The sequence below is a fragment of the Actinomycetospora sp. NBRC 106375 genome (genome assembly GCF_030269665.1).
Classification (GTDB): Bacteria; Actinomycetota; Actinomycetes; order Mycobacteriales; family Pseudonocardiaceae; genus Actinomycetospora.
Genome location: NZ_BSTS01000007.1, coordinates 40,276 through 63,267, shown reverse-complemented (window position 1 = coordinate 63,267; position 22,992 = coordinate 40,276). Strand labels below are relative to the sequence as shown.

At 74.3% G+C, this 22,992-nt stretch carries 18 protein-coding genes; 8 read left to right on the top strand and 10 right to left on the bottom strand.

From position 1 onward, the window contains the following. Positions 1-79: 79 nt before the first annotated feature. The 5 genes from QSK03_RS13285 to QSK03_RS13265 all read right to left on the bottom strand — a co-directional run bounded on the left by QSK03_RS13285 (position 80) and on the right by QSK03_RS13265 (position 7,286). On the bottom strand, positions 80-1,114 hold the full coding sequence (locus QSK03_RS13285) for an aldo/keto reductase (RefSeq protein ID WP_285652594.1): 1,035 nt from the start codon (positions 1,112-1,114) through the stop codon (positions 80-82). Between the two features lie 119 nt (positions 1,115-1,233). Beyond that, on the bottom strand, positions 1,234-2,745 hold the full coding sequence (locus QSK03_RS13280) for a GDSL-type esterase/lipase family protein (protein WP_285652592.1): 1,512 nt from the start codon (positions 2,743-2,745) through the stop codon (positions 1,234-1,236). Between the two features lie 52 nt (positions 2,746-2,797). Continuing rightward, positions 2,798-4,186: a purine-cytosine permease family protein gene (locus QSK03_RS13275; RefSeq protein ID WP_285652590.1), complete on the bottom strand. Its 1,389-nt coding sequence runs from the start codon at positions 4,184-4,186 to the stop codon at positions 2,798-2,800. A gap of 246 nt (positions 4,187-4,432) precedes the next feature. Continuing rightward, positions 4,433-5,758: a DUF1996 domain-containing protein gene (locus QSK03_RS13270; RefSeq protein ID WP_285652587.1), complete on the bottom strand. Its 1,326-nt coding sequence runs from the start codon at positions 5,756-5,758 to the stop codon at positions 4,433-4,435. Positions 5,759-6,188: 430 nt separating this feature from the next. Beyond that, positions 6,189-7,286 (bottom strand): DUF1996 domain-containing protein, encoded by a 1,098-nt coding sequence (locus QSK03_RS13265; RefSeq protein ID WP_285652584.1) that lies wholly within the window; start codon positions 7,284-7,286, stop codon positions 6,189-6,191. Between the two features lie 485 nt (positions 7,287-7,771). On the opposite strand from QSK03_RS13265, the gene QSK03_RS13260 reads away from it, so the two are divergent. Next, the gene (locus tag QSK03_RS13260) at positions 7,772-8,377 is read left to right on the top strand and encodes a response regulator transcription factor (RefSeq protein ID WP_285652582.1); all 606 of its coding nucleotides are present in this window, start codon (positions 7,772-7,774) and stop codon (positions 8,375-8,377) included. A 17-nt stretch (positions 8,378-8,394) separates the two neighbouring features. Here the strand turns inward: QSK03_RS13260 and QSK03_RS13255 are convergent, their stop codons facing one another. The 4 genes from QSK03_RS13255 to QSK03_RS13240 all read right to left on the bottom strand — a co-directional run bounded on the left by QSK03_RS13255 (position 8,395) and on the right by QSK03_RS13240 (position 13,746). After that, positions 8,395-9,933, bottom strand: a complete 1,539-nt coding sequence (locus QSK03_RS13255) for an ArnT family glycosyltransferase (protein ID WP_285652580.1) — start codon at positions 9,931-9,933, stop codon at positions 8,395-8,397. Position 9,934: 1 nt separating this feature from the next. After that, positions 9,935-10,831: an alpha/beta hydrolase gene (locus tag QSK03_RS13250; RefSeq protein WP_285652577.1), complete on the bottom strand. Its 897-nt coding sequence runs from the start codon at positions 10,829-10,831 to the stop codon at positions 9,935-9,937. 66 nt (positions 10,832-10,897) lie between these two features. Then, positions 10,898-11,680, bottom strand: coding sequence for a PIG-L family deacetylase (locus QSK03_RS13245; RefSeq protein ID WP_285652573.1), 783 nt, complete (start codon positions 11,678-11,680; stop codon positions 10,898-10,900). 35 nt (positions 11,681-11,715) lie between these two features. Further along, the gene (locus QSK03_RS13240; protein WP_285652571.1) at positions 11,716-13,746 is read right to left on the bottom strand and encodes a hypothetical protein; all 2,031 of its coding nucleotides are present in this window, start codon (positions 13,744-13,746) and stop codon (positions 11,716-11,718) included. Between the two features lie 260 nt (positions 13,747-14,006). Between QSK03_RS13240 and QSK03_RS13235 the strand changes: the two genes are divergently transcribed. After that, a complete protein-coding gene (locus tag QSK03_RS13235) occupies positions 14,007-15,278 on the top strand; it encodes an SAM-dependent methyltransferase (protein WP_285652566.1) in 1,272 nt (423 codons plus the stop codon). A gap of 118 nt (positions 15,279-15,396) precedes the next feature. After that, a complete protein-coding gene (locus QSK03_RS13230; RefSeq protein WP_285652563.1) occupies positions 15,397-16,155 on the top strand; it encodes an SDR family NAD(P)-dependent oxidoreductase in 759 nt (252 codons plus the stop codon). A 13-nt stretch (positions 16,156-16,168) separates the two neighbouring features. Here QSK03_RS13230 and QSK03_RS13225 read toward each other — a convergent pair whose 3' ends face one another. After that, positions 16,169-17,953, bottom strand: a complete 1,785-nt coding sequence (locus QSK03_RS13225) for a TM0106 family RecB-like putative nuclease (RefSeq protein ID WP_285652560.1) — start codon at positions 17,951-17,953, stop codon at positions 16,169-16,171. Between the two features lie 245 nt (positions 17,954-18,198). Between QSK03_RS13225 and QSK03_RS13220 the strand changes: the two genes are divergently transcribed. The 5 genes from QSK03_RS13220 to QSK03_RS13200 all read left to right on the top strand — a co-directional run bounded on the left by QSK03_RS13220 (position 18,199) and on the right by QSK03_RS13200 (position 22,920). Continuing rightward, positions 18,199-18,957, top strand: coding sequence for a DUF6474 family protein (locus QSK03_RS13220; protein ID WP_285652558.1), 759 nt, complete (start codon positions 18,199-18,201; stop codon positions 18,955-18,957). Between the two features lie 373 nt (positions 18,958-19,330). After that, complete coding sequence (locus QSK03_RS13215) at positions 19,331-20,314, top strand: IclR family transcriptional regulator (protein WP_285652555.1); 984 nt, start codon at positions 19,331-19,333, stop codon at positions 20,312-20,314. Further along, a complete protein-coding gene (locus QSK03_RS13210; RefSeq protein ID WP_285652552.1) occupies positions 20,311-20,997 on the top strand; it encodes an ABC transporter permease in 687 nt (228 codons plus the stop codon). The genes QSK03_RS13215 and QSK03_RS13210 overlap by 4 nt, the downstream gene beginning before the upstream one ends. 52 nt (positions 20,998-21,049) lie before the next feature. Further along, the gene (locus tag QSK03_RS13205) at positions 21,050-22,111 is read left to right on the top strand and encodes an ABC transporter ATP-binding protein (protein WP_285653172.1); all 1,062 of its coding nucleotides are present in this window, start codon (positions 21,050-21,052) and stop codon (positions 22,109-22,111) included. Beyond that, a complete protein-coding gene (locus tag QSK03_RS13200; protein ID WP_285652549.1) occupies positions 22,108-22,920 on the top strand; it encodes an ABC transporter permease in 813 nt (270 codons plus the stop codon). The genes QSK03_RS13205 and QSK03_RS13200 overlap by 4 nt, the downstream gene beginning before the upstream one ends. Positions 22,921-22,992 lie beyond the last annotated feature (72 nt).

Here is a 22,992-nt window from a genome sequence, read left to right as displayed (position 1 = left end):
TCCGGAGGCGGGACTCGGTGGTCAGGCGTTGTGGTGGGGATGCCCGATCCCGAGCCCGCTCTGCCGGCTTTCGAGGGAATTAATTCCCTGCTGCGGCCCGCTCCCCACGCGGTCGACGGCGTAGGGCCACGTCCCCGATGGCGGGCGGCTCGTAGGAGACGTCGCCGGGATTGGCGTCGACCCCGGGCGGCACGATCTCGTCGATGCGGTCGAGCACCTCGTCGTCGAGCGTGACCTCCGCGCCCGCGAGGACGTCGTCGAGCTGCTCCATGGTCCGCGGGCCGATGATCGCCGAGGTCACGGCCGGGTGGGAGACGGCGAAGGCCATGGCCATGTGCACCATCGACAGGCCGGCCTTCTCAGCGAGCGGGACCAGCTCCTCGACCGCGTCGAGCTTGCGCTCGTCGGTGAAGCGGCCCGGCGTGCGCTGCGCCCGCTGGGTCCCGGCCTCCTGCCCCTTGCGGATCTTCCCGGTGAGCATGCCCATCGCGAGCGGGCTCCAGACCAGGGTGCCCATGCCGTAGCGCCGGCAGACCGGCAGCACCTCGCGCTCGATGCCGCGGTTGAGGATCGAGTACGGGGGCTGCTCGGTGCGGAAGCGCTGCAGGCCCCGGCGCTCGGCGACCCACTGGGCCTCGACGATCTCCGAGGCCGGGAACGTCGACGAGCCGATCGCGCGCACCTTGCCGCTGCGCACGAGGTCGGTGAGCGCGGAGAGCGTCTCCTCGACGTCGGTCTCGGGATCGGGGCGGTGGATCTGGTAGAGGTCGAGGTGGTCGGTCTGCAGGCGCCGCAGCGAGTTCTCGACCTCCAGGACCAGCCAGCGCCGCGAGTTGCCACGGTGGTTCGGGTCGTCGCCCATCGGGGCGTGCGCCTTGGTCGCGAGCACGACGTCGTCCCGCCGGTTCTTCAGCGCCTTGCCGACGATCTCCTCGGACTCGCCCTGCGCGTAGACGTCGGCGGTGTCGACGAAGTTGATGCCGGAGTCCAGCGCCTTGTGGATGATCCGGATCGCATCGTCGTGGTCGGTGTTGCCCCAGGCGCCGAACATCATCGCGCCCAGGCAGTAGGGGCTGACCTTGATGCCGGTCCGTCCCAGCGTCCGCATCCTCACGAGTTGCTCCTTCCGACCTACGTGAGCGGAATTCCCGGCTCTGGCCGGGAATTCCGCTCACATGGACGTGGCGGCTTCAGGACGGCGGTGGAGTAGCCCTCGACGGAGCGGCCGAAGCGTCAGCCCGGCGGCGGCTCGGTGGGCGGGGCCGCGGCCGGCACCCCGATGCGGTCGACGATCGGGATCGTCATGCGCAGCTCACCGACACCGGTGGGGTGGAACGGGTAGGGGTCGTCGATCGACTGGAGGTCCGGTCCGAGCCCGTCCGGCGACGGCGTGCAGAGCGGGCGCACCGGCGGGGCGACGACGTCGAACCCGTAGCGGCGGGCGCCCGCGGTCAGCACCTGGTTGAGCTCGGCGTTGCGCTCGGCGAGCAGCGCGATCTCCGGCGGGGTGAGGCCGGGGTACTGCAGGGGCCCACGCACGGTGGAGCACTGCGCGTCGGGGCGCAGGACGTCGTAGGAGGTCATGACGACGACGTGCGGGTGCGACGGGAGCGTAGCGAGGTCGGCGAGGAGGTCGGCGTAGTCGCGGTCGAAGGCCGCGAGGCGGTAGCGGAACTCGCCGGCGGTGAAGTTGTCGGCGCAGTCGGTGGCCGCGTAGCAGTAGCCGATGATGTCGGTCCAGTTCAGGTCGTTGGGCCCGACGGCGACGGCCACGAACGCCGGGTCCTCGACCTGCTTGAGCCGCCCGATCTGGGGCGGCACCGTGACGCCGCCGACCTGTTGCGGGGCCCGGAGACCTGCGGAGATGCGCGCGCCCGAGCAGGCGAGGTTGAGCACCTCGTCGCCGATCGCCGCGCCGAGCTGGTTCGCCAGCGAGTCGGTGCTGCGTGAGCACCCGGCGTCCTCGGCCGACGCGCCCGCGGGCAGCGGGCCGCCGAGCCGGGCCACCCGCGAGTCGCCGATGACCACGCCCCGGACGCCCGACACGGTCGGCCCCACCGGCGAGGGGCTGATGTGGTGGGCGCCGGTGAGGTCGGTCAGCGATCGGGCGTCGCGCAGCCCGCTCGCCCCCGCGACGGCGAGCACCCCACTGACGCCCCACACCGCCAGCGACACGACGAGGGCGACGACCGTCGAGCGGGTCACGGTGCGGGAGAGATGCCGCGCCACGACCCCGGGGCGGGCTCCGGCACCCGCGCGGCGGGCCGTCCGGCGCAGCACGCCGAGGACCCGCAGCACGCCCGCGATGCCGCACAGGCCGAGCACGACGGCGACGAGCACGAGCGTCGCCGAGCCGTACCAGTGCTCGAAGCCGGTGACGATCGCGGCGAGCGCGTCGCCCGGGCTGTCGCCCTCGGCCAGCGACTCCATGGCGCGGCCCGCGGTCTGGTTGCGCGCCACCGGGCCGATGGTCAGCTCGGGGCGCAGCGGCCCGTAGACCGTCACGTCGGGGACGTCGAGGCGGGTGTTGCCGATCTGCACGATCTGCGGCGGACCCGAGACCGTCGCCGACGGCGCCTGGACCCCGACGCTCAGGTGCTGCCCGAAGGCCTCCACATCCTGGGCGGGGGTGAGGGTGACGGCCGCCCAGATGCCCCCGGCCACGCAGGCCAGCACGAGCAGCAGGGTCAGCGGCGAGCGCAGCTCGCGCCCGAACCCGCGCAGGAGACGCAGTCCTCTGGGCACGATCCTCCTCGGCCGACGGCGTCCCCACGCTTACCGGAGGACCCCGCCGGCGTCACCCCGCCGTGACGGACGCCCGCGTGCGCCGCTCGAGGAGCGCGAGACCCGCGGCCACGGCGCCCGCGACCACGAAGGAGAGCAGCGAGGCCGAGAGCCACGACGGCGGCGCGAAGCCGATCGCGTCCCGCAGCGCGCTCCAGGCGTCCGACCAGCCGGGCGCCCCGCCCGGGTTGACCAGCTGGTACGCGGCGAGCCCGACCACCCAGGCCACCACCATGAGCGGCCGTGACGGCGCCCAGCGGGAGAGGTCCGGACGGCGTCCGCGGCGCACGAGCGCGTCCCCGACCCCGACCCCGAGCAGGGGGACGAACACCGACCCGATCACGGCGAGGAAGACGGCGTAGTCGTCGATGGTCACGCCGAGCGCGAGCGCCGTGACGAGGGCGCCGATCACCAGGCACAGCACCCGGCGGTCGGCGCGGGGCACGAGGTTCTGCACCGACACCGCCGTCGAGTAGACGTTGGCGAACGACTGGTCGGTCTCCCGGGCGGTGAGCACGAGGAGCGCCACGAGCCCCAGCGGCGCGGCGAGCATCGGCGCGAACACGTCGTCACCGTTGCCGCCCACGAGCGCCAGGGCGGCGAGGCCGACGACGAAGCAGACGATCTGCGTGATGCCGTAGCCGACGGTCGCGGCGGTGAACGCCGTCGACACCCGCCGGGAGTGGCGGGAGAAGTCCGAGGCGACCGGGATCCACGACACCGCGACGGCGATCGCGGCGTCGGCACCGGCCCAGAACCCGACCCAGGAGCCGCCGCCCGCGCCGAGGTCCAGCCGGGGACCACCCGCGGAGCCTGCGGAGCCGGGCTCGGCGATCGCCGAGAAGAGCCACCAGGCGAGGTAGGCGACGGAGATCGCGACGAGGATCGTCACGACCCGCCGCAGAAGCCGCAGCATGCCGAGCGGCCGCAGGGTCAGCACCGTGGTCACCACACCGGCCCCGAGGACCCAGGCCCAGGTCGGGCCGCCGAGCGCGAGGGTGCCGGCCTGGGCGATGACGACGAGCTCGAAGGTGCCCCAGCCGATGAGCTGCACGACGTTGAGCACCGAGGGGATCCAGGACAGGACCCCGCCGAAGAGACCCCGCAGCAGCACCATCGCGGGCGCGCCCGTCACGGCGCCCGGCATGGCGGACAGGCCCACCATCGCGCTGCCGATCACCGTGCCGACGACGGTGGCGAGCACCGCGGCGGTCACGGTCAGCGGCGGTGCGCCGGCGGGCTGCAGGACGGCGAGCACCCCGGCGAAGCCGAGCAGGCTCACCCCGAGGTTGGCCCAGAAGGCGCCCTGGTCGAGGAAGCCGAGGGTCCGGGGCACCGGCCCGTCGAGGGTGGGCGCCACCTCGGCGTTCGAGGACGCGGAGGTGGGCGTGGACGTGCTCATCAGCAGCCTCCCTGCGCCGGCATGATCCGGATCAGGTTCCGACGGTCGGGACCGCTGCCGCGGCGTGGTGCGCGGCCAGGTCCCCTCTCAGCCCGGTGGCTCCGGACTCCCGTGAGCGCCGGTCGGCGCCTGCCCCCGACGGTAGGTCGCGAGGCGCACGAACGCGAGGGGCCGCCCGCCGTGATCGCGAGGATCACGGTGGACGGCCCCTCGGGGTCGTGCGTGCGTCAGTGCGGTGTCAGCCGGTCACTGCTGTGCCACGTTGGTGCACTGCTGGTTGTTGTTGATGCAGTCGGCGCCGTTGCGGTTGCCGGTCTCGGAGGCGAGGTTCTCGAAGTCCGAGTGGTCGGTCTTCGGGTTGTGCTGCTCCTGCGGGAAGCTGTCGATCGCGAACGCACGCCCGTCGGGCTGGTTGTACGTCAGCGAGATGCGCAGCGCCGGGATCGGGGTGAACCCGTTCTCGCAGTTGCCCTCCTCGTTCGGGAAGGCCATGTGGTCCCGGAAGTTCTTGGACTCGAGGTTCTGGCCGTCCCAGCAGCTCGGGTAGTCGAGGATGCGGACGAGGTTCGAGCCCGCGCCGCAGATCGGGTACTTGTCGGTGACCTGGTCCTCGTGGCCGGTGCAGGTGTACTTCGCGTTGACGTTGTCGCCGTTCTGCTGGCCCTGCTTGGCGTTCCCCATGATCATCATGAGGTGGGTCGGCATCGGCTGGACGGCCTCGTCGCCGTGGCCGTGGAAGGTCAGCTGCGCGGCCAGCGGCTTGAGGATGGAGCCCTCGTTGCCGTCGAGGCTGCCGCCGTCCTCGCCCTCGTCGGGGCTCTGGCCGTTCAGGTCGCGCAGGACCGGCCAGAAGAACGTCGACTTGTCGTCGTTGCCGCAGGAGGTGCCGGCGGCGTCGAGCGAGTCGTCGTCGGAGTTCGCGTTGGTGCTGTCGTTGCCGACGTAGTCGTGGACGTGCTGGGCACCGTTCCGCTTGCCCGGCGCGGCCATGTAGTTGTCGGAGTTGTTGTGGTCGCTCACGCCGCAGTCGACGGTGTACTGGCCACCACTGAAGCGGCCGCCGTCGCCGATGTTGCCGCCGTTGTTGTCGACGTCGTTGATGTCGACGTACTGGTCGGCGCCGGCCGGTGCGGCCTGGTCACGGCCGGGGAAGGGGTCCTCGGCGGCCGCGGCCTGGGCCTGGCCCTGGTCGTCGCCCTGGTCGCCCTGGTCGTCACCGTTCTGACCCTGGTCGCCGCCGTCGCCCTGGTCGTCGCCCTGAGCCTGGTCGTCGCCGTTGCCCTGGTCGCCCTGGCCGTCACCGTTCTCGTCCTGGCCGCCCTGGTCGGAGCCGTCCCGGTTGCCGGAGCCGCCCGAGGAGTCCTCGTCCGAACCCTGGCCGGAGTCACCCGAGCCGTCGTCCCCGGAGCCCTCGGAGCCGTTGTCGCCCGACCCTCCGGAGTCGGACCCGGAGTCGTCGCCCGACAGGGCCGACAGGAGCCCGGAGCCGCCTCCGGAGTCCCCGGAGTCCGAGTCCGCGAAGGCGGAGCCGGCGGCCACGGCGACCCCGCCGGTGACCAGGAGCGCCGCCACGATCGCGATGAGTCGTGTCGGCAGGCTTGTGCGATGTCGTCCGCGTCGGGGCACGGGGAACCTCCTGACGGTGCCCGCGGCGCCGGGACGGGGGAGCTCGTCCGGGGTCGGTGCCGGGAACACGGGTGTCTGGGTAGTGACGGCGGAGCGCGGGACGGCGGCAAGGCGAGAGGGGGAGCGTCGCCGCCCGGCTCCGACGGAAGGTCACGGTAGGGACACGGCCGTCCGACGACGGCCTATCTGAGAGAACTCAGGTCCGAGCGCCGCCCGCAGGCTCGCGCGACGCGAGGAACGGCCGCCGTGATGCCCCGTTCGGGGGAACACCTGCTCCGAGCGCTGAACCGGGCTCTCAGGGAGACCCGCCGAGCCTGGGAAGGACGCGGGGCCGCCCACCTCCGTCGGTGAGCGGCCCCGTGGTCGGGTCGGTGCCTCAGCAGGCGATGCCGTCGTTGATGCACCTCACCGCGCGCTTCATCAGCGACTTCGGCATGAAGTTGATGCTGCTCGCGTGGTCGGTCTTCGGATCGTGCTGCTGGTCGGGGAACGAGTCGACCGCGAAGTCCGTGCCGTCGGGCCGGTCGTAGGTCAGGGTCATCCGCAGCGCCGGGATCGGCTGCGTGCCCTCGCCGCACGAGCCGTCCTCCTCGGGGAAGGCGACGTGCGAGCGGTGGTCGTCGGAGTCGGTGTTCTCGCCGTCCCAGCAGCTCGGGAAGTCGAGGATGCGCACGAGCCTGCTGCCCTGGGGGCACTCCGGGTACTTGGTCGTCGTCCGGTCCTCGAACCCGGTGCAGGTCCACTTGGCGTTCGCGTTCTGGTCGCCCTCGGTGCCCGCCTTCGCGTCACCGGTGGCCAGGCGCAGCGCCTGGGGCGCCGCCACGACGTCCTCCTTCGGGTTGCCGTGGAACGTCAGGTCGACCGAGGAGGGCGCCGTGATCGAGCCCTCGTTGCCGTCCTTGCCGCCGCCGTCATCGTCCTCGTCGTCCCCGGTCCCGTTCAGGTCGCGGATCACCGGCCAGTAGTAGGTCGACCGGTCGCCGTTGCCGCACGTGGTGTCGGCGGACTGCAGCTGGTCGTCGGAGGAGTCGAACGTGGCGGTCGTGCCGACGTAGTCGTGGACGTGCTGGGCGCCGTTGCGCTTGCCGGGGGCCAGGACGAAGTTGTCGCTGTTGCGGTGCGCCCCGTCGGCGTTCCGGCCGCAGTCGGTCCGGAACGTGCCGGCCGGGGAGAACTGTCCGCCCTTGCCGTCGGCGCCCGGCGAGACCTGCGTGATGTCGACGTAGTCGTCGTCGTCGGGCGGGGACGCCTGGTCGCGGCCCGCGAACTGCTCGTCGTCACCCGAGTCGTCGTCACCCGAGTCGCCGGAGTCGCCGGAGTCGCCGGAGTCGGACTGCGAGCTGGCCGCTCCGGAGTCGGAGCCCGAGTCGGAGCCCGAGTCCTCGTGGGCGGCGGCGGATCCGGCCGCGACCACGATCCCGCCCGTGACGAGCAGGGCCGCGGCGGCGGCGAGGAGTCGGACGGGTCCGGTCATGCGATGTCGTCCGCGTCGGGGCACGGAGAACCTCCTGGTCCACCCGATGCGGGAGGGCCGTCCGTGCGGCTCGAGCCCGTCCCGGCACCGAGATCGCGGTTGTCGTGCTGGTCCCGCCGGAGCCGGACGGAGGTGTTCGAGGGGAAGCGGCTCCGCCCGCAGCCGACGTGGACCCGACGGTAGGAACGCGACCGTTGGTCGACGGACGATCTGAGAAGAGGCGTCCGGAGGACCGCTCGCAGGAGGATCTCGCGCGACGAACAGCAGGATTACTAGGCTGAACGGACCAAACAAGCGGCTGTTGGGCGCAGTGGTCCTCAGGTGGGTGACCGCCGACGAGCATCACGTCTCCGCTCGCCGCTCACCGATTGAACTCGGACGCGCGGGGAGTCAAGCTGGCCGCGATGAGACCTGATCGTTATGCGGGCGCGGAGCGGGGCCGCGTGCTGTGCGTGGCCCCCTCCCATCGCACAACGAGCGTCCTGGTGGGGACGTTGCGGTCCCACGGCTTCGAACCCCAGCTGCTCCGTGAGAGCTGGAGCGTCGGGGCGACCGCACGGGCCAGCGGGGCCCGGGCGGTGGTGCTCGACGTCGAGATGCCGGGGCTGCGCCCCGTCGAGGTGCTCGCCGACCTGCACCGCGACAGCCCCCGCACGCCGGTCATCGCGCTGACCAGCCCGGAGGCCCGCGACCGCACGGTGCAGACGCTGCGCGCCACCCAGGACGACTACCTGGTGACGCCGTTCCCCATGGAGGAGCTGCTCGCCCGCCTGCGGCTGCGCCTCGGCGACGACCGTCCCACCGCCCAGCTCTTCCTGCGCCGCGGCGACGTGGCCGTCGACACGGCCCTCGAGCAGGTGTTCGTCGAGAACAAGCCCGTCAGCCTCTCGCGCACGGAGTACGCAGTGGTCGACGCCCTCATCCGCCACCCGCGCGGCCAGGCGATGTCCCAGGAGCAGCTCGTCACCCGCGTCTGGGGCGGCCCGCCGACCTCGAACATCGTCGAGGTCTACATCGGCTACCTGCGCCGCAAGCTCGGCGCGGAGCGCATCCGCACCGTCCGCGGTCGCGGCTACATCCTCGAGGGCTGATCGCCCAGACCTCGGGCTCAGGGCGTCAGGGTGAGGTGGCCCGGCCCACGACCCAGGACGTACGTGGGCCACCCGGGCCCCGGCCCGGGCGTGTAGGTCATGACCCGATCGGCGGGCTCCACCGGTCGGCGGTCGGCGTGCAGGAAGTTCAGCTCCAGCAGCGCGCGCTCGACGGGTCCGGCGCCCTGCAGCCGCGAGTCCAGAACGGACATGAGCCGCGCCCGGTCGCTGAACTGGTCGACGATGTCGCACCCGCAGGCGAAGGCGAGGGTCCCGATCTCACCCGGTGCGAGGACGCTCTGCCCGGGCGGCAGGACCCGGCCGAGCTGTGTCCCGGCCTCGAGGTAGTCCGAGGCCGTCGCCCAGTTCCCGAACAAGGACGGACTCGGCCACGGGATCCCGAGTCCGACCTGGTGACCGGCGCTGAGGCCGGCCACCACGGCGAGGGCGGCGACGGCGGCCCCGGTCCGACGGAGGCTGAGATCGGCCGCGCCGAGCGCGGCGGCGAGGCTGACCAGCGACAGCGAGGGGCAGTAGTACCAGATGTACGAGGAGACCCCCATCGCCGCGTAGGCCCCGTAGTGCACGGCGGCGCCCAGCACGGCCGCCACGATCACGCGGTCGACCAGACGGTCACGGCCCCCGACCCACCGGACCGCCGAGACGACGGCCGCGAGCAGCGCCACGACGGCGACGCCGCCGACGACCGCCATCGGGATCGGCCAGCGTTGCGCCATGAACAACGGTCCGTTGCCGAACACCTCGCCGCCGGGGAACGACCCGCTCGTCTTGATGATGAAGCTGTCCGGCACGAAGCTGCCGAGCACGAACCACGACCAGACGTGCCAGGGCAGGGCCACGACGGCACCGATGGCGAGGGCGAGCAGGGCGCGGCGCCACTCGCGCGGCGCGCGAGCGAGGAAGAGCACCACGACGATCACGACGGCGGGCAGCACCAGCTCGGGTCGTGTGAGCACCGCGAGGCCGGTGAGGATCCCTGTCCCCACCGCACGCCGCTCGGCGGCAAAGCGCGTGACACCCACCAGCGTCGCGGCGACGAGGAACGACTCCATCCCCACGACCGACGCGAAGATCGGCGACGTGACCAGCAGTCCGACGAGCACGGTCGCGAGCACGGCCGACCGCACACCGACCACACGGCCGAGTCCGGCGGCCCACCACGCCGTCAACGCCGTGGTGAGGACGAGGACCAGGCCGGCGGCGACGACCGGCCGCCCGGTCACGACGATGCCACCCGCGAGCAGCCACACGTTGAGCGGCGACGTCGCCGAGTTGGCGTCACGGAAGGGTGTCAGGCCCCAGTGCCAGTGCTCGACCACGTTCCGCGCGTAGTCCAGCGTGATGTACGAGTCGTCCGGCATCCCGCGGTAGGCCACGAGGAAGAGGACGGCGCCGAGGAGCCCGCCGCCCGCGGCGATGAGCACGGCGCCTGGCCATGACCGCCGGCTGGTGCGGTCCGTCGTCTCGGGCTCGCCCACGAGCGTGGGCAGGTCGCGCACGGGCCGGGTGTCGGTGTCGTCGACGCCGGTCGCCATGTCAGATCGTCTCCAGGAACGCGACCTGCGCCGCGACGGACGTCGCGAACGCCTCGCCGACGTAGATGTCGAAGTGCCCGCAGTCGAGCTCGAGCACCTCGACCGGGCCGCCCGCCCGGCGTGCCGCGGCACGCACGGCGGCCGGCGGGGCGATCGAGTCGGCCGCCGCAACGACGACCAGCATCGGGCAGCGCAGCCGGGACGCGTCGGCGACCGGGCGGTTGAACGGGATGGCGAGGATCCCGCGTGCCGGCATCTCGTTGCGGAACGTCGGGCCGGTGATGGCGCCGTAACCGGGCTCGGCGTCGGCCGCGGTGATCGCCGCCGTGGCGCCGGGCGGACCGACGACGCCCACGAGGTGCGGCGGGGCGCCGACCAGCGACCCGACGGCGTCGCGCACGGCGTGCGCCGACACCTTGAGCAGCTGGCGCGGCCCCGCGTAGCGCAGGATCTCGGCGACCGCCGCGAGACCGTCCATCGCCGCGCCCTGCGAGATCACGCCGGCGATCCGGGTGTCGCGGGCTGCCACGGCGACGACGTGGCCGCCCGAGTAGGAGCTGCCCCAGAGCACGATCCGGTCCGGGTCGACGCCCTCGATCGCGCGGGCCCGGGCGATCGCGGCGTGGTAGTCCTCGCGGTGGCGGCGGTGGTCGACGAGCTGGCGCGGCTCGCCCTCCGAGGCGCCGAAGCCCCGGTAGTCGAACACTACGACCTCCGCGCCCGCGGCCGCGAAACGCTCGGCGAACGGAAGCAGGCCGCTGTCACGGGTGGCGCCGAACCCGTGGGCCATCACCACGCACGGACGCCCGCCGGGGCCGCGCAGGTCTTCGGTCGTCGCCGGGACGTGCCAGGCGGCGAGCCGGACGCCGCGCTGGTCGACGACGATCTCGCTGGGCATCGCGCGGGCTCCGTCCGTCAGCGGATGTCGGGCCCATACCACCACGCCGGGCGAGACGTCCGGCCGTCAGGTCTCCGCGGGGAAGAGCGTGTCCTCGCGGTGCGCGGGATCGCCGTCGACGCGGATGAACCACTCGGTGCCGAACGCGAGCGCGAACCGGTCGTCGGGCAGCGCGAGGAAGAACGAGTCGTCGGCGATCTGGCTGCGGTGCGCGCGCATGGCCGCCCGCTTCGCCGCGAGCCACGGCGTGACGTCGACGCGCGTCGTGAGCACCGCCTCGGGCGAGCCGAACGCCTCGCTGTCCAGGTCGGGCACCTCCTCGCCCGCGGTGCGCGCCATCTCCACCATCCGCCGGAAGTCGTCCCGGTTGGACGTGGCCTCGTAGACGCGCGGGGTGCCCGCGATCTCCCCGGCCCGCCGCCCGACCCGGTGGACCTGGATGTGGTCGGGGTGGCCGTACCCGCCGATGCGGTCGTAGACCGTGAGGACCTCGGCGTCCTCCTCGCGCAGGATGTCCGCGAGGCGCTCGGCGGCCTCCTCGACGTCGGCGGACCAGAACGACCCGGGCGCACCGTTGGTGTCGGTGTCGACCATGCCGGAGTCGACGTAGCCGAGGAACTCGACCCGTGCCGCGCCGAGCACCTCGGCGGCCGCGTGGGTCTCGCGGACGCGGCGCTCGGCGAGCGTCTCGCCCTCGTCGAGGACGCCGGGGACGATCTCGCCGTGCTCGCCGCGGGTGGCGACCACGAGCACCACGCGGTGCCCGGCGTCTGCCGCGGAGCGCATGACGCCGCCGCAGGTGATGCACTCATCGTCGGGGTGGGCCTGGAAGGTGACCATCGTCGCCACGGGGTCGAGCCTAGTGAGCGCCCCGCGAGGGCCGGTCAGGCGAGGGCGATCGAGGCGACAAGCACGATCGCCACCAGCAGCAGGACCGCGGCCGTGCCGAGGATCGCGCCGGCCCGCGGCCCGGGTCCGCGCGCGAAGAGCTCCCGGCCCTGCAGGCCCTCGGACCGTGCGGCGGCGGCGTGCACCCAGGGCGGCGCGGTCTCCTCCGGCCGGGCCACCCCGCCCCCGGCGGCGCGGGCCGGCACCGACCCGGGCACGAACTGGGTGCGCTCCGGGGGCGGTGGCACGGGCGGGCGCGCCGGACCCGGTGACCACGCTCCGCGGGCCGGTACCGCGCGCCGCGGCACGACCTGGGTCTCCTCACCGCCCGCCGTGCCACCGGGCACGACCTGCGTCCGGTCGGCGGCCGGACCGGCCGCGTCCCGGACCACCTGCGTCGTGTCCGGCGACGGCGCGCCCTCGCCGCCGGCGTCCGCCGCCGACCAGCGGAACGGCGGCGGGAAGGGGTCGGCGGGCAGCGGCCGCTCGTCGGTCTGCACGGCCTCGTCCTCGGCCGGCGGTGGCGGCGGGCGCAGGGCGGGCGCCGCGGCGCCGGACCCGGGCAGCGGCGGCGCGTCGGCCACCGGCGCCGGCACCGGGATGCCGCGGGGCTGCACCGTCCCGGGATCGTCGCCGGGCGCGAGGTCGGACGCGGCCTCGGGCTCGTCCTCGGGCTCGTCCTCGGGGTCGTCCTCGGGCTCGTCGTCCGTGGGGTCGGGACGCGCCGCGGGAGGTGTCGCCGGCGCCGTGCCGGTGCCGAAGGTGGCGCCGGAGTCGGAGTCGGAGTCGCGGTCCGCGGTGCCGGTGGCGGTGTCGCGGGTGGCGGCGTCCGTCGCGGGGCTCGCGGGTGCCGCGGACGTCGTCCCGGCGATCTCATCCGCGCCGGACGCTCCCCCGCCGGCGCTCGCGGCGTCGGCGCCGACCGGGCTCGCGGTCCCGGCCAGGCTCGCGGCGATGCCGAGATCGCCGGCCGCGACCTCGCCCGACCCGGAGGCGCCGGTCCGGGCCGCGCTCCCCGGCGCGGGCGGGTCGTGGGGGGCGCCGCCTGCGCCCGGCGCCTCGGGTGGGCGCCCGGCCGCGGCGTCGTCCGCCGTCGCGGGCGGCGGGCGGTCACCGGCTCCCGAGGACGGCGTGCCGGCCGCGGCGTCGGACTCCTCGCCCGCCGCATCGTCCACCGAGGTCGGCCCGTCGACGGCGTCCGAGGTCGCCGGGCCCGGGTCGTCACCGGCGGGGTCGCGAGTCGGGAGACCACCCCGCTGCTCGTGCGGCTTCGCTCCCCGCGACGTGGACGGGCTCCCGGCCGACGCGCCCGCGGCCGCGGACGTGGGGTCGTCGACCGGGGGCGCGGGCCGGTCCGGGCGCTCCCCCGGATCGGTCGCCTCCCCGACATCCCGGCCGGGCGCTCGGCCGGCGGAGCCGCCCCCGGACCGCCGGTCAGGGGCACGCAGCACGCTGGTGTCGACCGGGCCGGTACCGCCGATGACGGGCCCCGGCTCCGGCGCACGGGGTGTTCCGGACCGCGCGGCGGCACCACCCCGCGGAGGACCGGGCGGACCAGGAGGCGGCGGCGCCCCCGGTCGGGACGGAGCCGCCGGCGGGCCGCCCGGCGATCCCGGCCGGCGCGGTGGGCCCGGCGCGGCGTGCGGGCCGGCCGGTGCACCGCGCGGAGGTCCCGGCGGTCGCGCGCCTCCGGGCGGGGGGCCGGCGCCCGGCGGGACCGGACCGGCGGGCGGGCGGGGGTGGCCCGGGTCCCGGGGCACGGACGGCGACGCGCGGCCCGTCGACGGCGCGAGGCCGGACGGACCGTCGGACCCCGTCCCGAAGCCGGTCCCGAACCCGCTGTCGAAACCCAGCTCGCGCTCGGCGGCGTCGAGCTCGCTGTCGTCGAGGTCGTCCCGGGGCGGCGGCGGGGGCGGCGGCAGGCGCGTGGCGAGGATCTCGTCGCGGCGCCGGCGGTAGGACTCGGCGTCGACACGCCCGGTGGCCAGGTCCTCGTCGAGCCGGCGCAGCTGCTCGGGGACGCCCATGACACCTTCCTCCGCGGCCCTCGCCGACACCGGACGGATCCCGTCCGACCTGGGCAGAATTCGCACGGTAACGCACGGAGACGCTCGGTGAGTGATCATCGCCGTCGACCGCCCACCGAGTGCCGTCCGCTGATCTCCGTGAAATCCGGTGAACACCCGGGCGTCCGATCACGAAGGTGGCGGCGATGGTCGTGCGCGACCGATCGAGCAGGACGCCCGAGCGGTCGAGACGTACGGCCGCGGACGAGAGGACGACACCCGTGGCACCGAGCTCCCGCACCACCTCCGCCTCCGCGGCGACCCGCCGGGCCGTGCCGCGCCCGGCGGAGGGCGTCTGGCCGGGCCTGCAGGACCCCGGGGAGAACCGCCTGCGGATGACGGTGGCCCGCGGCCTGGTCCGCGCCGCGGTCCGGCGCCTCCCGCTGCACCTGGTGTGGCCCGACGGGACGGTCGACGGCGACCCCGCGGGCCCGGAGCTGCGCCTCATCCGGCCCGACGCCTTCTTCACCCGGCTGGGACGCCACGGCCTGATCGGCTTCGGCGAGGGCTGGATGGTCGGCGACTGGGACTCCGACGACCTCGTGGGCGTCCTGCGGACCCTCACCGACCACGTCGAGGTGCTCGTCCCGCGCCCGCTGCGCAACCTGCGCCGCCTCTACGACCGCGGCCAGCCCCGCGAGGAGGTGGCCGCCGACACCGCGGCGTCGCAGGAGAACGTGCACCGCCACTACGACCTGTCGAACGACCTGTTCGGCCTCTTCCTCGACGAGTCGATGATGTACTCCGCGGCCTGGTTCGACCCGGCCCGGCCGGGCGAGCCGCTGGTGGACGCCCAGCACCGGAAGATCGACGGCATCCTCGACCTCGCCGGCGTGCGCTCCGGCCAGCACGTCCTCGAGATCGGCACGGGCTGGGGCGAGGCGGCCATCCGCGCCGCGCGCCGCGGGGCCCGCGTCACGACGCTGACCCTCTCGGTGGAGCAGGCCGAGCTGGCCCGGGCCCGCGCCGAGCGCGCCGGCGTCTCGGACCGGATCACGATCGACGTGCGGGACTACCGCGAGGCGGCCGGCGAGTACGACGCCGTGATCAGCATCGAGATGATCGAGGCGGTCGGCGAGCGCTTCTGGCCCGAGTACTTCCGCACCGTCGACCGCCTGCTGGCCCCGGGGGGACGGTTCGGGCTGCAGTCGATCACGATGCCGCACCATCGGCTCCAGGCGACGAAGTCGTCGTACACCTGGATCCACAAGTACATCTTCCCGGGGGGTCTCATCCCGAGCCTCGAGGCGATCGACCAGACGCTCGCGCGCCACACGACCCTCGAGGTCGTCGACCGCCGCTCGATCGGCCTCGACTACGCCGAGACCCTGCGGCGGTGGCGGGACACCTTCCTCTCCCACGAGGCCGAGGTCCGCGCCCTCGGGTTCGACGAGACCTTCGTGCGCATGTGGGACTTCTACCTCGCCTACTCCGAGGCCGGCTTCGCCTCGCAGTACCTGGACGACCTCCAGCTGGGCATCACACGACGGTGAGGGCCCGCCCGGTGGCCCTGAGCACAAACGGTCAGGGCTGACGGCAGACGCCACGAGGTCGGCGTTAGCCTCCGCGAGGCTCTCCCATCCCCGTGCCGCAGAGGAGCCTCTCAGAGACATGGACACCACCGACGTCGCCGCGATCGTCACCGGCGGGGCCTCCGGCCTCGGCGGCGCCACCGTCCGCCGGCTCGCCGACGACGGCGCCCGGGTGATCGCCATCGACCTCCCGAAGGCCGTCGACGGTGCCGAGGAGCTCAAGAACGTCGAGTACGTCGGCGCCGACGTCACCGACGGCGACCAGGTCGCCGCGGCCGTCGAGGCCGCGACGTCGACCGGTCTGCCCCTGCGCGTGGTGGTCAACTGCGCGGGCATCGGCACCGCCGGCCGGGTCCTGTCGAAGAAGGGCCCCCACGACCTCGGCGTGTTCAACCAGGTCATCGGGGTCAACCTCATCGGCACCTTCAACGTCATGCGGCTCGCGTCCGAGGCCGTCGCGGCGACCGAGCCGCTCGCCGACGGCGCGCGCGGCGTCGTGGTGAACACCGCCTCGGTCGCGGCCTTCGAGGGCCAGATCGGCCAGATCGCCTACTCGGCCTCGAAGGGCGGCGTCGTCGGGATGACGGTGCCCGCCGCGCGCGACCTCGCCCAGTACGGCATCCGCGTCATGACCATCGCCCCGGGCATCATCGACACCCCGATGCTCGCCGGGGTCGAGGAGTCCTTCCGCGAGCAGCTGGCCGAGGGCATCCCGTTCCCCAAGCGTCTCGGGCGCCCGGACGAGTACGCGCAGCTCGTCGCCCAGATCATCGAGCACGACTACCTCAACGGCGAGGTCATCCGCTTCGACGGCGGCCTGCGCATGCAGCCCCGGTAGCCACCGCCGCCGGTCAGGCCGTGAGGTCCGCGAGGTGCGGCACCTCGAGGACGCGGTCCGACGTCAGCCAGGTGCGCAGCGTCCACGTGGCCCGCACGTCGTCGGCGTTGTAGACGAGCAGCCGCTCGCGCTGCGCCGGGTCCGCCTCGCCGCCGTCGAGCCCGACCGCGTCGCGGTACCAGCGCATGGAGTTCTCGCCGCCCGCCTCGGGGTCGTGCCAGGCGAAGCCCGCCGACGGCGCGACCCGCTTGAGGCCCTTGCCGTGCGGGCAGAGGAACGCCTCGCTGACCACGGGGAAGAGGTCGATCCAGACGTCGGAGGCGATGAACTCCTCCACCTCCGCCGCCGGCGGCACGCCCGGCATCCCCGCGAACCGCTCGGCGGAGGCGCGCAACCAGCGGTTCTCGGCCTGCTCGTTGTAGCAGTAGGCGCGCAGCACGAGCCCGCGCTCGGCGCACCGGGCGCGGACGTCGGAGAGCCACGTCCAGAACTCGCCGAACGAGCGGCCCTCGTCGCGGGTGGGCAGCGGGTCCCACGTCGCGAAGGCGCGGTAGCCGTGCTCGAGGCCGATGTCGGCCCCGGTGAGCAGGACGCCCCACAGGTAGGCGCCGTCCTCGCCGAGGCTCTCCATGTCGACGTCCAGCTCGACGTCGCCCCGCGCCACCGTGGGACGTGCGACCCGGCGGACCAGCGGCACGTCACCGCGCCAGGCCCGAGCCAGCGCCACCGCCTCGACCAGGTCCGGGCCCTCGGGAGCGGCCGACGCGTCCGCGGCCTCGGGGTCGTCGGCGGGGGGCCCGGGCAGCCCGACCGCCGGGTCGAGCGCCGCGAGCTCGCGCACCGTCGTGATGCCGCGGCCCCGCAGCTGCAGCGCCGCATCACCCCGGACGACGAGGCTGACGTCGTCGGTGCCGCGCAGGGCGGCCTCGCACGTCGGCCACCACGGGCACCGGCGGCACTCGGTGATCCGGGACGGCTCCGCGAGCGCCGGCGCCCGGCGCCGGGCCGCCTCCGCGACGGCGAGGCGGTCGGCATGGCGGCGGTCGTAGGTCTCGAGGGCGCTGCGCCCGCCCGACCCCCCGGAGGCGGCCAGGTCGATCCACACCACGACGTCGGCGTCGAGGCCGACCACCCCGCCCCACACCGGCTCGCCCGGGCGCTCCGGGGGCGCCAGCCCGGCAGCGCGCAGCATGCGGTGCAGGTGGGCCAGCCGCAGGACGTCGCGCGTGACGGTGCGGACCCGGCGCGACTCGTCGGGCCGCGCCGCCGCGGGGTGGGGCTGCGCGAGCGGGGAGGTCAGCGCGCCCTCGCCGGGATCGGTGACGCGGTGGCGCACCACGATGAGGGGCCACCACCCCGACGCCGGGTCGCCGGGCCCGGCCCGGACGAGCGCCTCCGCGCCGCCGCGACGGCCCTCGGCCGCGGGCAGCTCGGCCGCACCGACGAGGTCGGCCCGCAGGTCCGGATCCGCGAGCACCTCGCGCGTCGCGGCCGCCCGCGCCCGCGAGCCGGACGTCGGCGGCACCGACACCCAGCGCGACCCGAGGAGCTCGGCCCACCGCGCGGCGAGCGTCGCCCGGTGGGCCGCGGCGTCGGCGCGGCGCATCGCGACTCCGGGGTCGGCGTCCTCGTCGGTCGGCACGCTGCCCGGCGGGAGGTCCTCGGGCGGGACGTGCTCGAGGTGGACCCGGCGCCGGCACCGCGTGGTGGCCGCGGCGTCGAGCAGGACCGGGCGCGGCACGGCGGACGAGGCGGGGACGCACCCGTCGTCGGCCTCGCGCTCGGTCGTCGTGCTCATGGTCCGAGCTTCCCACGCCACCCCGACACGCCCGATCGAGGACGTCCACCCCGCCCCCCTCCGTGATCACCGTCGGGCGGGGTGTGGCGCCCGGGCGAGGAGGGCACTCGGCGGCCGACGGGGCGGCGGAGGCCCAGCGCACCGACGCGCCGGACCGGTCCGCGGCCCGACACACGGCGGCGCCCGCCACTAGGGTGCGGGCGTTCGCCCCGCGCGCGACGCGGGCACGAGGATCGGGAGGGTCCATGGGACTGCTGCGGCGCGGGCGGACCGCGACGGCCGCGGACGAGCTCGAGGTGGCCGACGACGTGTTCGTCGTGAGCCCGAAGGCCGCCGACCTCGCCGTCGCCGCCCAGAAGGAGCGCGGACGGGCCGCCCGTGCGGAGCGCCTGCTCGCCGAGACCCAGGAGGCCTCGATCCTCGGGGACAAGAAGGGCCTCAAGGCCGCGAAGAAGCGCCGCAAGGCCGAGGAGAAGGCCGCGAAGGACGAGAGCACCGACCTCGAGGGCACGGCCGCGGACCCGCTGACCGGCGCGAAGATCAAGCGCTACATCGGGATCGCCCGGATCGTCGTGCCCGTCGTCGCCCCGATCGTCTACCAGGCGGTCGGCGTGGCGCGGGACCGCTGGGACTCCCACCGGGCACGCCAGCTCGGCGTCGCGCCCGACGAGCTCGCCGACTTCACCGGGCGCGGGGCCGCCCTCTACGCCCGCATCCACAACCTCACGACCTCGGCGAACGACCTGCGCACCCGCTACGGCAGCGGCCAGGAGGCGCGGGCGACCGAGATCAAGTCGTTCGTCGACGACGCCGAGCAGCGCCTCGCCGACATGGAGTCCGCGGTGCGCGCGGCCGAGCAGATGCCCTCGAGCCGGCGGCGCAGCGCGCACCTCGCGGTCTCCGGCGAGCTCGACCGCGTCGAGACCCGGCTGCTGGCCCTGTGGGGCGTCGGCGAGCCGTCACGCGCCGCGCTCGGGCCGAGGAACCCGGCGGCACCCTCCTGAGCCCGCCGGACGCCCGCGCCGGTTGGCCCGAACGGGCGACGTGGCCCTGATGTCCACATCACGATCCTAATACGGCCGTCACGTCACCCACCGTGAATGTCACGCGCCTTCGGACGTGGTGCGCGTCACTGCCATGACCTGGAGCTGCTCGAATTCGGTTGTGGACGTCCTGAGCGGGCACGGCCTACTACCGAGTGCGGCCGGTGGTCCGGGTAAACGTCCCTCGAATGTCGGACCAACGGGGTGACAACGCCCCGCTCCGCCGCCTACTGTCCCCGCAGCCGTTGTCGCAGGGACAACGGCCGTTGCCCCAGACGCCCCGCTCCGGCAGGCCGCCCCGGGGTCGGCAGAGGCGCGGAGGGGAGGGCGGTCCGTGAGTCCTCGTGCACGCACCGGAGGCTCGGACGCACCGCCCCAGCGCACCCCGGCGGCCGCGATCGCGGCCACCGAGCCGTCCGCCGCCGCCCCGGCGCCCCGCGGCCGCCGTCCGCGCGACGAGGCCGGTGGCCCGGTCCACCGCGCGCTCGACGTCCTCGACCTCCTGGGCACACCGGGCGGCCCGTCCGCCCTGGGCGTCGTCGAGATCGCCCGTCAGCTGGGGCGTGACAAGTCCCAGGTCTCGCGCCTGCTGAAGCTGCTGGCCGACGCCGGGTACGTCGACCGCGAGCCGGGCTCCCTGCGCTACCGCATCGGCACCCGGCTGTTCGCGATCGGCGCCACGGCGGTCGACCGCCGCCTGCGGGACGAGGCCGACGCCGCCGTCGCCCGCGAGGCCGCGCTGCTCGGCGAGCGGGTCGACGTCGGCATCCGCAGCGGCGGCAGCGTCATGACGATCAGCACGGCCGCGCCGGACAGCGAGCTGCGCGCGGCGGGGTGGGTGGGGCGCACGGTGCCGTTGTCGTGCACCGCCACCGGTCGTGCGCTCCTGTTCGACCTCGACACCGCGGCGATCGCGCGCATCATCGTGCCGGAGGGTCTCGGACCCGCCGGCCCTGCGGCGCCCCGGTCCCTCGACGAGCTGGTCGCGCGCGTCTCCGACGAACGCCGCCGCGGCTGGTCGCTCGCGCGCCACGAGACCGACCGCGGTCTGCTCTCCCTCGGGGCCCCCGTGCGCGACAGCAGCGGCACCGTGGTCGCGGCGCTCGGGGTGAGCGGCCCCGAGTCCCGCGTCGACCCGGTCCTCGACGAGGTCCGCGCCGCGGTGCTGCGCGCGTCCTCCGACCTCTCGCGCGCCCTGGGGGCAGGCGTCACCACCTCCGCCGGGCACACCGCCGCCCGCGCCGGACCACCCCCCACGAGCAGCGACGCCGTGTCCTCCCTGTCCACCCCCCCTGCTCCCGAGAGAGGAGCGTCGTGAACTTTCTGGACTATCTCGCCACCAACTCCCAGCAGATCGTCTTCCTGACCCAGGCGCATTTCCTGGTCGTGCTCATCGCCGTCGGCATCGGATCGGCGATCAGCGTCGCGCTGGGCCTGGCGGTGTCCACCGGCGAGCCCGACCCGCGCCGCTTCTCGCTCGACTGGTTCGCGACCGGCATCCGGGAGGGCGGCCTGGTCTTCACTGCCGCGCTGCTGACCGTCCCCTCGCTCGCCCTGTTCGCGCTCTTCCTGCCGATCACGGGGCTCGGAATCACCACGGCGATCATCGTGCTGATCATCTACACGCTCTACACGGTGCTGCGGAACACCGTGGCCGGCCTGACCACGGTCGACCGGGCCGTCCTCGAGTCGGCGCGCGGGCTCGGCTACGGCCGCGTGCGGCGCCTGCTGACCATCCAGCTCCCGCTGGCGTGGCCGGTCATCCTCAACGGCATCCGCGTCACCACGCTGATCTCCATCTCGATCGCCGTGGTCGGCGCCGTCGTCCAGGGGCCCGGCCTCGGCATCCTGCTCCTCAACGGGATCTCCCGCATCGGCGCGGCGAACTCCTTCTACCAGGTCCTCGCGGGCACCCTGCTGTGCCTCGTCGTCGCCGCCGTCTTCGAGATCTTCTTCGCCATCGTCCAGCGCCTGACCATCCCCAGGGGGATCCGTGTCTGAGACCACAGACCAGCCCGTCGTCGAGACGCCCCAGGGCGCCGGCAAGCCCGACATGATCGTCCTGGAGGGCGTCGAGAAGATCTACCCGGGCAGCGAGGCGCCGGCGGTCAGCCAGCTCGACATGGCCATCCCGCAGGGCGAGATCGTCATGCTCATCGGCCCCTCGGGCTGCGGCAAGACGACGACCCTGAAGATGATCAACCGGTTGATCGAGCCGACGTCGGGGCGCATCCTGCTCGACGGCAAGGACGTCACCCACGTCAACGGCGACCAGCTGCGCCGCGAGATCGGCTACGTCATCCAGCAGGGCGGGCTGTTCCCGCACTTCTCCATCGCCGACAACATCGGCGTGGTCCCGAAGATGGTCGGGTGGGACAAGCAGCGGATCCGGGAGCGCGCCGACGAGCTGCTCCACCTCGTCGGCCTGGAGCCCTCGGTCTTCCGCGATCGCTACCCGCGCCAGCTCTCCGGTGGCCAGCAGCAGCGCGTGGGCGTCGCCCGCGCGCTCGCGGCCGACCCGCCGGTCATGCTCATGGACGAGCCGTTCGGCGCGATCGACCCGATCACCCGCGACCGGCTCCAGGACGAGTTCCTCGAGATCCAGCGCACGGTCGGCAAGACGATCGCCTTCGTCACGCACGACCTCCAGGAGGCCGTGAAGCTCGGCGACAAGATCGCGGTGTTCGCGACCGGTCGGCTGGAGCAGTACGACGACCCCAACACCATCCTCACCCGCCCGGCCAACGACTTCGTGTCCGACTTCGTCGGCGGCGGCGCGGCGGTCCGACGCCTGTCCCTGCTCGAGCTCTCGCGCCTCGAGCTGCACCCGATCGAGACCGACGAGAAGGCCGTCGGCAACAGCAACGGCTCCCCGGTCGCGGAGGTCGACGCCTCGGGCAAGCCGGTGTCGTGGCGCCACCTGCCCGGGGCCGACGCCGCCGGCGTCGCGCTGGTGACCGTCCCGCTCTCGGGCACCGTCTACGACGCCGTCGACGTGATGCTCGACGGTTCGGCCTCCCTCGTCGCCGTGGTCGACGAGGAGGGCCGCCCCCAGGGTGTCCTGCACTGGAACGACCTCGTCAGCGGACTGCGCACCCGGGAGCGTGACGCGTGAGCACGGCCACCTCGGAGACCGTCGACCTCCAGGCCGAAGAGTCGGTCGAGGAGGTCGAGGGGCAGCAGGGCCGGATCTCCTCGCTCTGGAGCCAGCACTACGACCTGGTGATCCTCCCCGCGATCATCATCCTGCTGCTGCTGGCGCTGTTCCTCTACGTCGGCACGCGCCAGCTCGACTCCATCGAGCAGCGCGTGCTCGCGCCCGACAACGTCGCGGGCCTGCTCTGGCAGCAGATCCTGCTGGCGGCGGTGTCGACGGTGCTCGTGCTGGTGATCGCGGTACCGCTGGGCATCGTGCTGAGCCGCCGCGGCGCCCGCCGCGCCCAGGGCCCCGTGCTCGCCGTCGGCGGCTTCGCGCAGGCCCTGCCCCCGTTCGGCGTGCTGCTGCTCATGGCGTTCTGGCTCGACTTCGGCTTCTGGACCGCGATCATCGGTCTGACCATCGCTGCCCTGTTGCCGGTGCTGCGCAACACCGTCGTCGGGCTCCAGCAGGTCGACCAGTCGCTGATCGAGGCGGCTCGCGGCATGGGGATGACGTCGCGCCAGACCCTGTTCCGGGTCGAGATCCCGCTGGCGGTGCCGGTCATCGTCGCCGGCCTGCGCGTGGCGCTCGTGCTCAACGTCGGCACGGCGACCCTCGCGAGCTACATCGGTGCGGGTGGGCTCGGCGAGCTCGTGCAGCAGGCCCTGCGCCTCAACCGCATCAACGTCCTGCTCGTGGCCGGCGGCATCATCGCCGCGCTCGCCCTGCTCATCGACTGGCTCGCCGGCGTCGCCGAGCGCGTCGTCGTGACCCGCGCCGGCTAGGCCGGCTCCTGGTTTTCGTCTCGGCCGTCCGCCCCGCCAGCGAGGCCCGGCCAACCCCGGAGGAAAAGGAGA

What these genes read in the sequence shown, in the direction of transcription:
- QSK03_RS13255 (WP_285652580.1), bottom strand. Translation starts at nt 9,933, where the DNA reads ATGGCGACCGGCGTCGACGACACCGACACCCGGCCCGTGCGCGACCTG.
- QSK03_RS13250 (WP_285652577.1), bottom strand. Translation starts at nt 10,831, where the DNA reads ATGCCCAGCGAGATCGTCGTCGACCAGCGCGGCGTCCGGCTCGCCGCC.
- QSK03_RS13275 (WP_285652590.1), bottom strand. Translation starts at nt 4,186, where the DNA reads ATGAGCACGTCCACGCCCACCTCCGCGTCCTCGAACGCCGAGGTGGCG.
- QSK03_RS13220 (WP_285652558.1), top strand. Translation starts at nt 18,199, where the DNA reads ATGGGACTGCTGCGGCGCGGGCGGACCGCGACGGCCGCGGACGAGCTC.
- QSK03_RS13230 (WP_285652563.1), top strand. Translation starts at nt 15,397, where the DNA reads ATGGACACCACCGACGTCGCCGCGATCGTCACCGGCGGGGCCTCCGGC.
- QSK03_RS13225 (WP_285652560.1), bottom strand. Translation starts at nt 17,953, where the DNA reads ATGAGCACGACGACCGAGCGCGAGGCCGACGACGGGTGCGTCCCCGCC.
- QSK03_RS13265 (WP_285652584.1), bottom strand. Translation starts at nt 7,286, where the DNA reads ATGACCGGACCCGTCCGACTCCTCGCCGCCGCCGCGGCCCTGCTCGTC.
- QSK03_RS13240 (WP_285652571.1), bottom strand. Translation starts at nt 13,746, where the DNA reads ATGGGCGTCCCCGAGCAGCTGCGCCGGCTCGACGAGGACCTGGCCACC.
- QSK03_RS13205 (WP_285653172.1), top strand. Translation starts at nt 21,050, where the DNA reads ATGATCGTCCTGGAGGGCGTCGAGAAGATCTACCCGGGCAGCGAGGCG.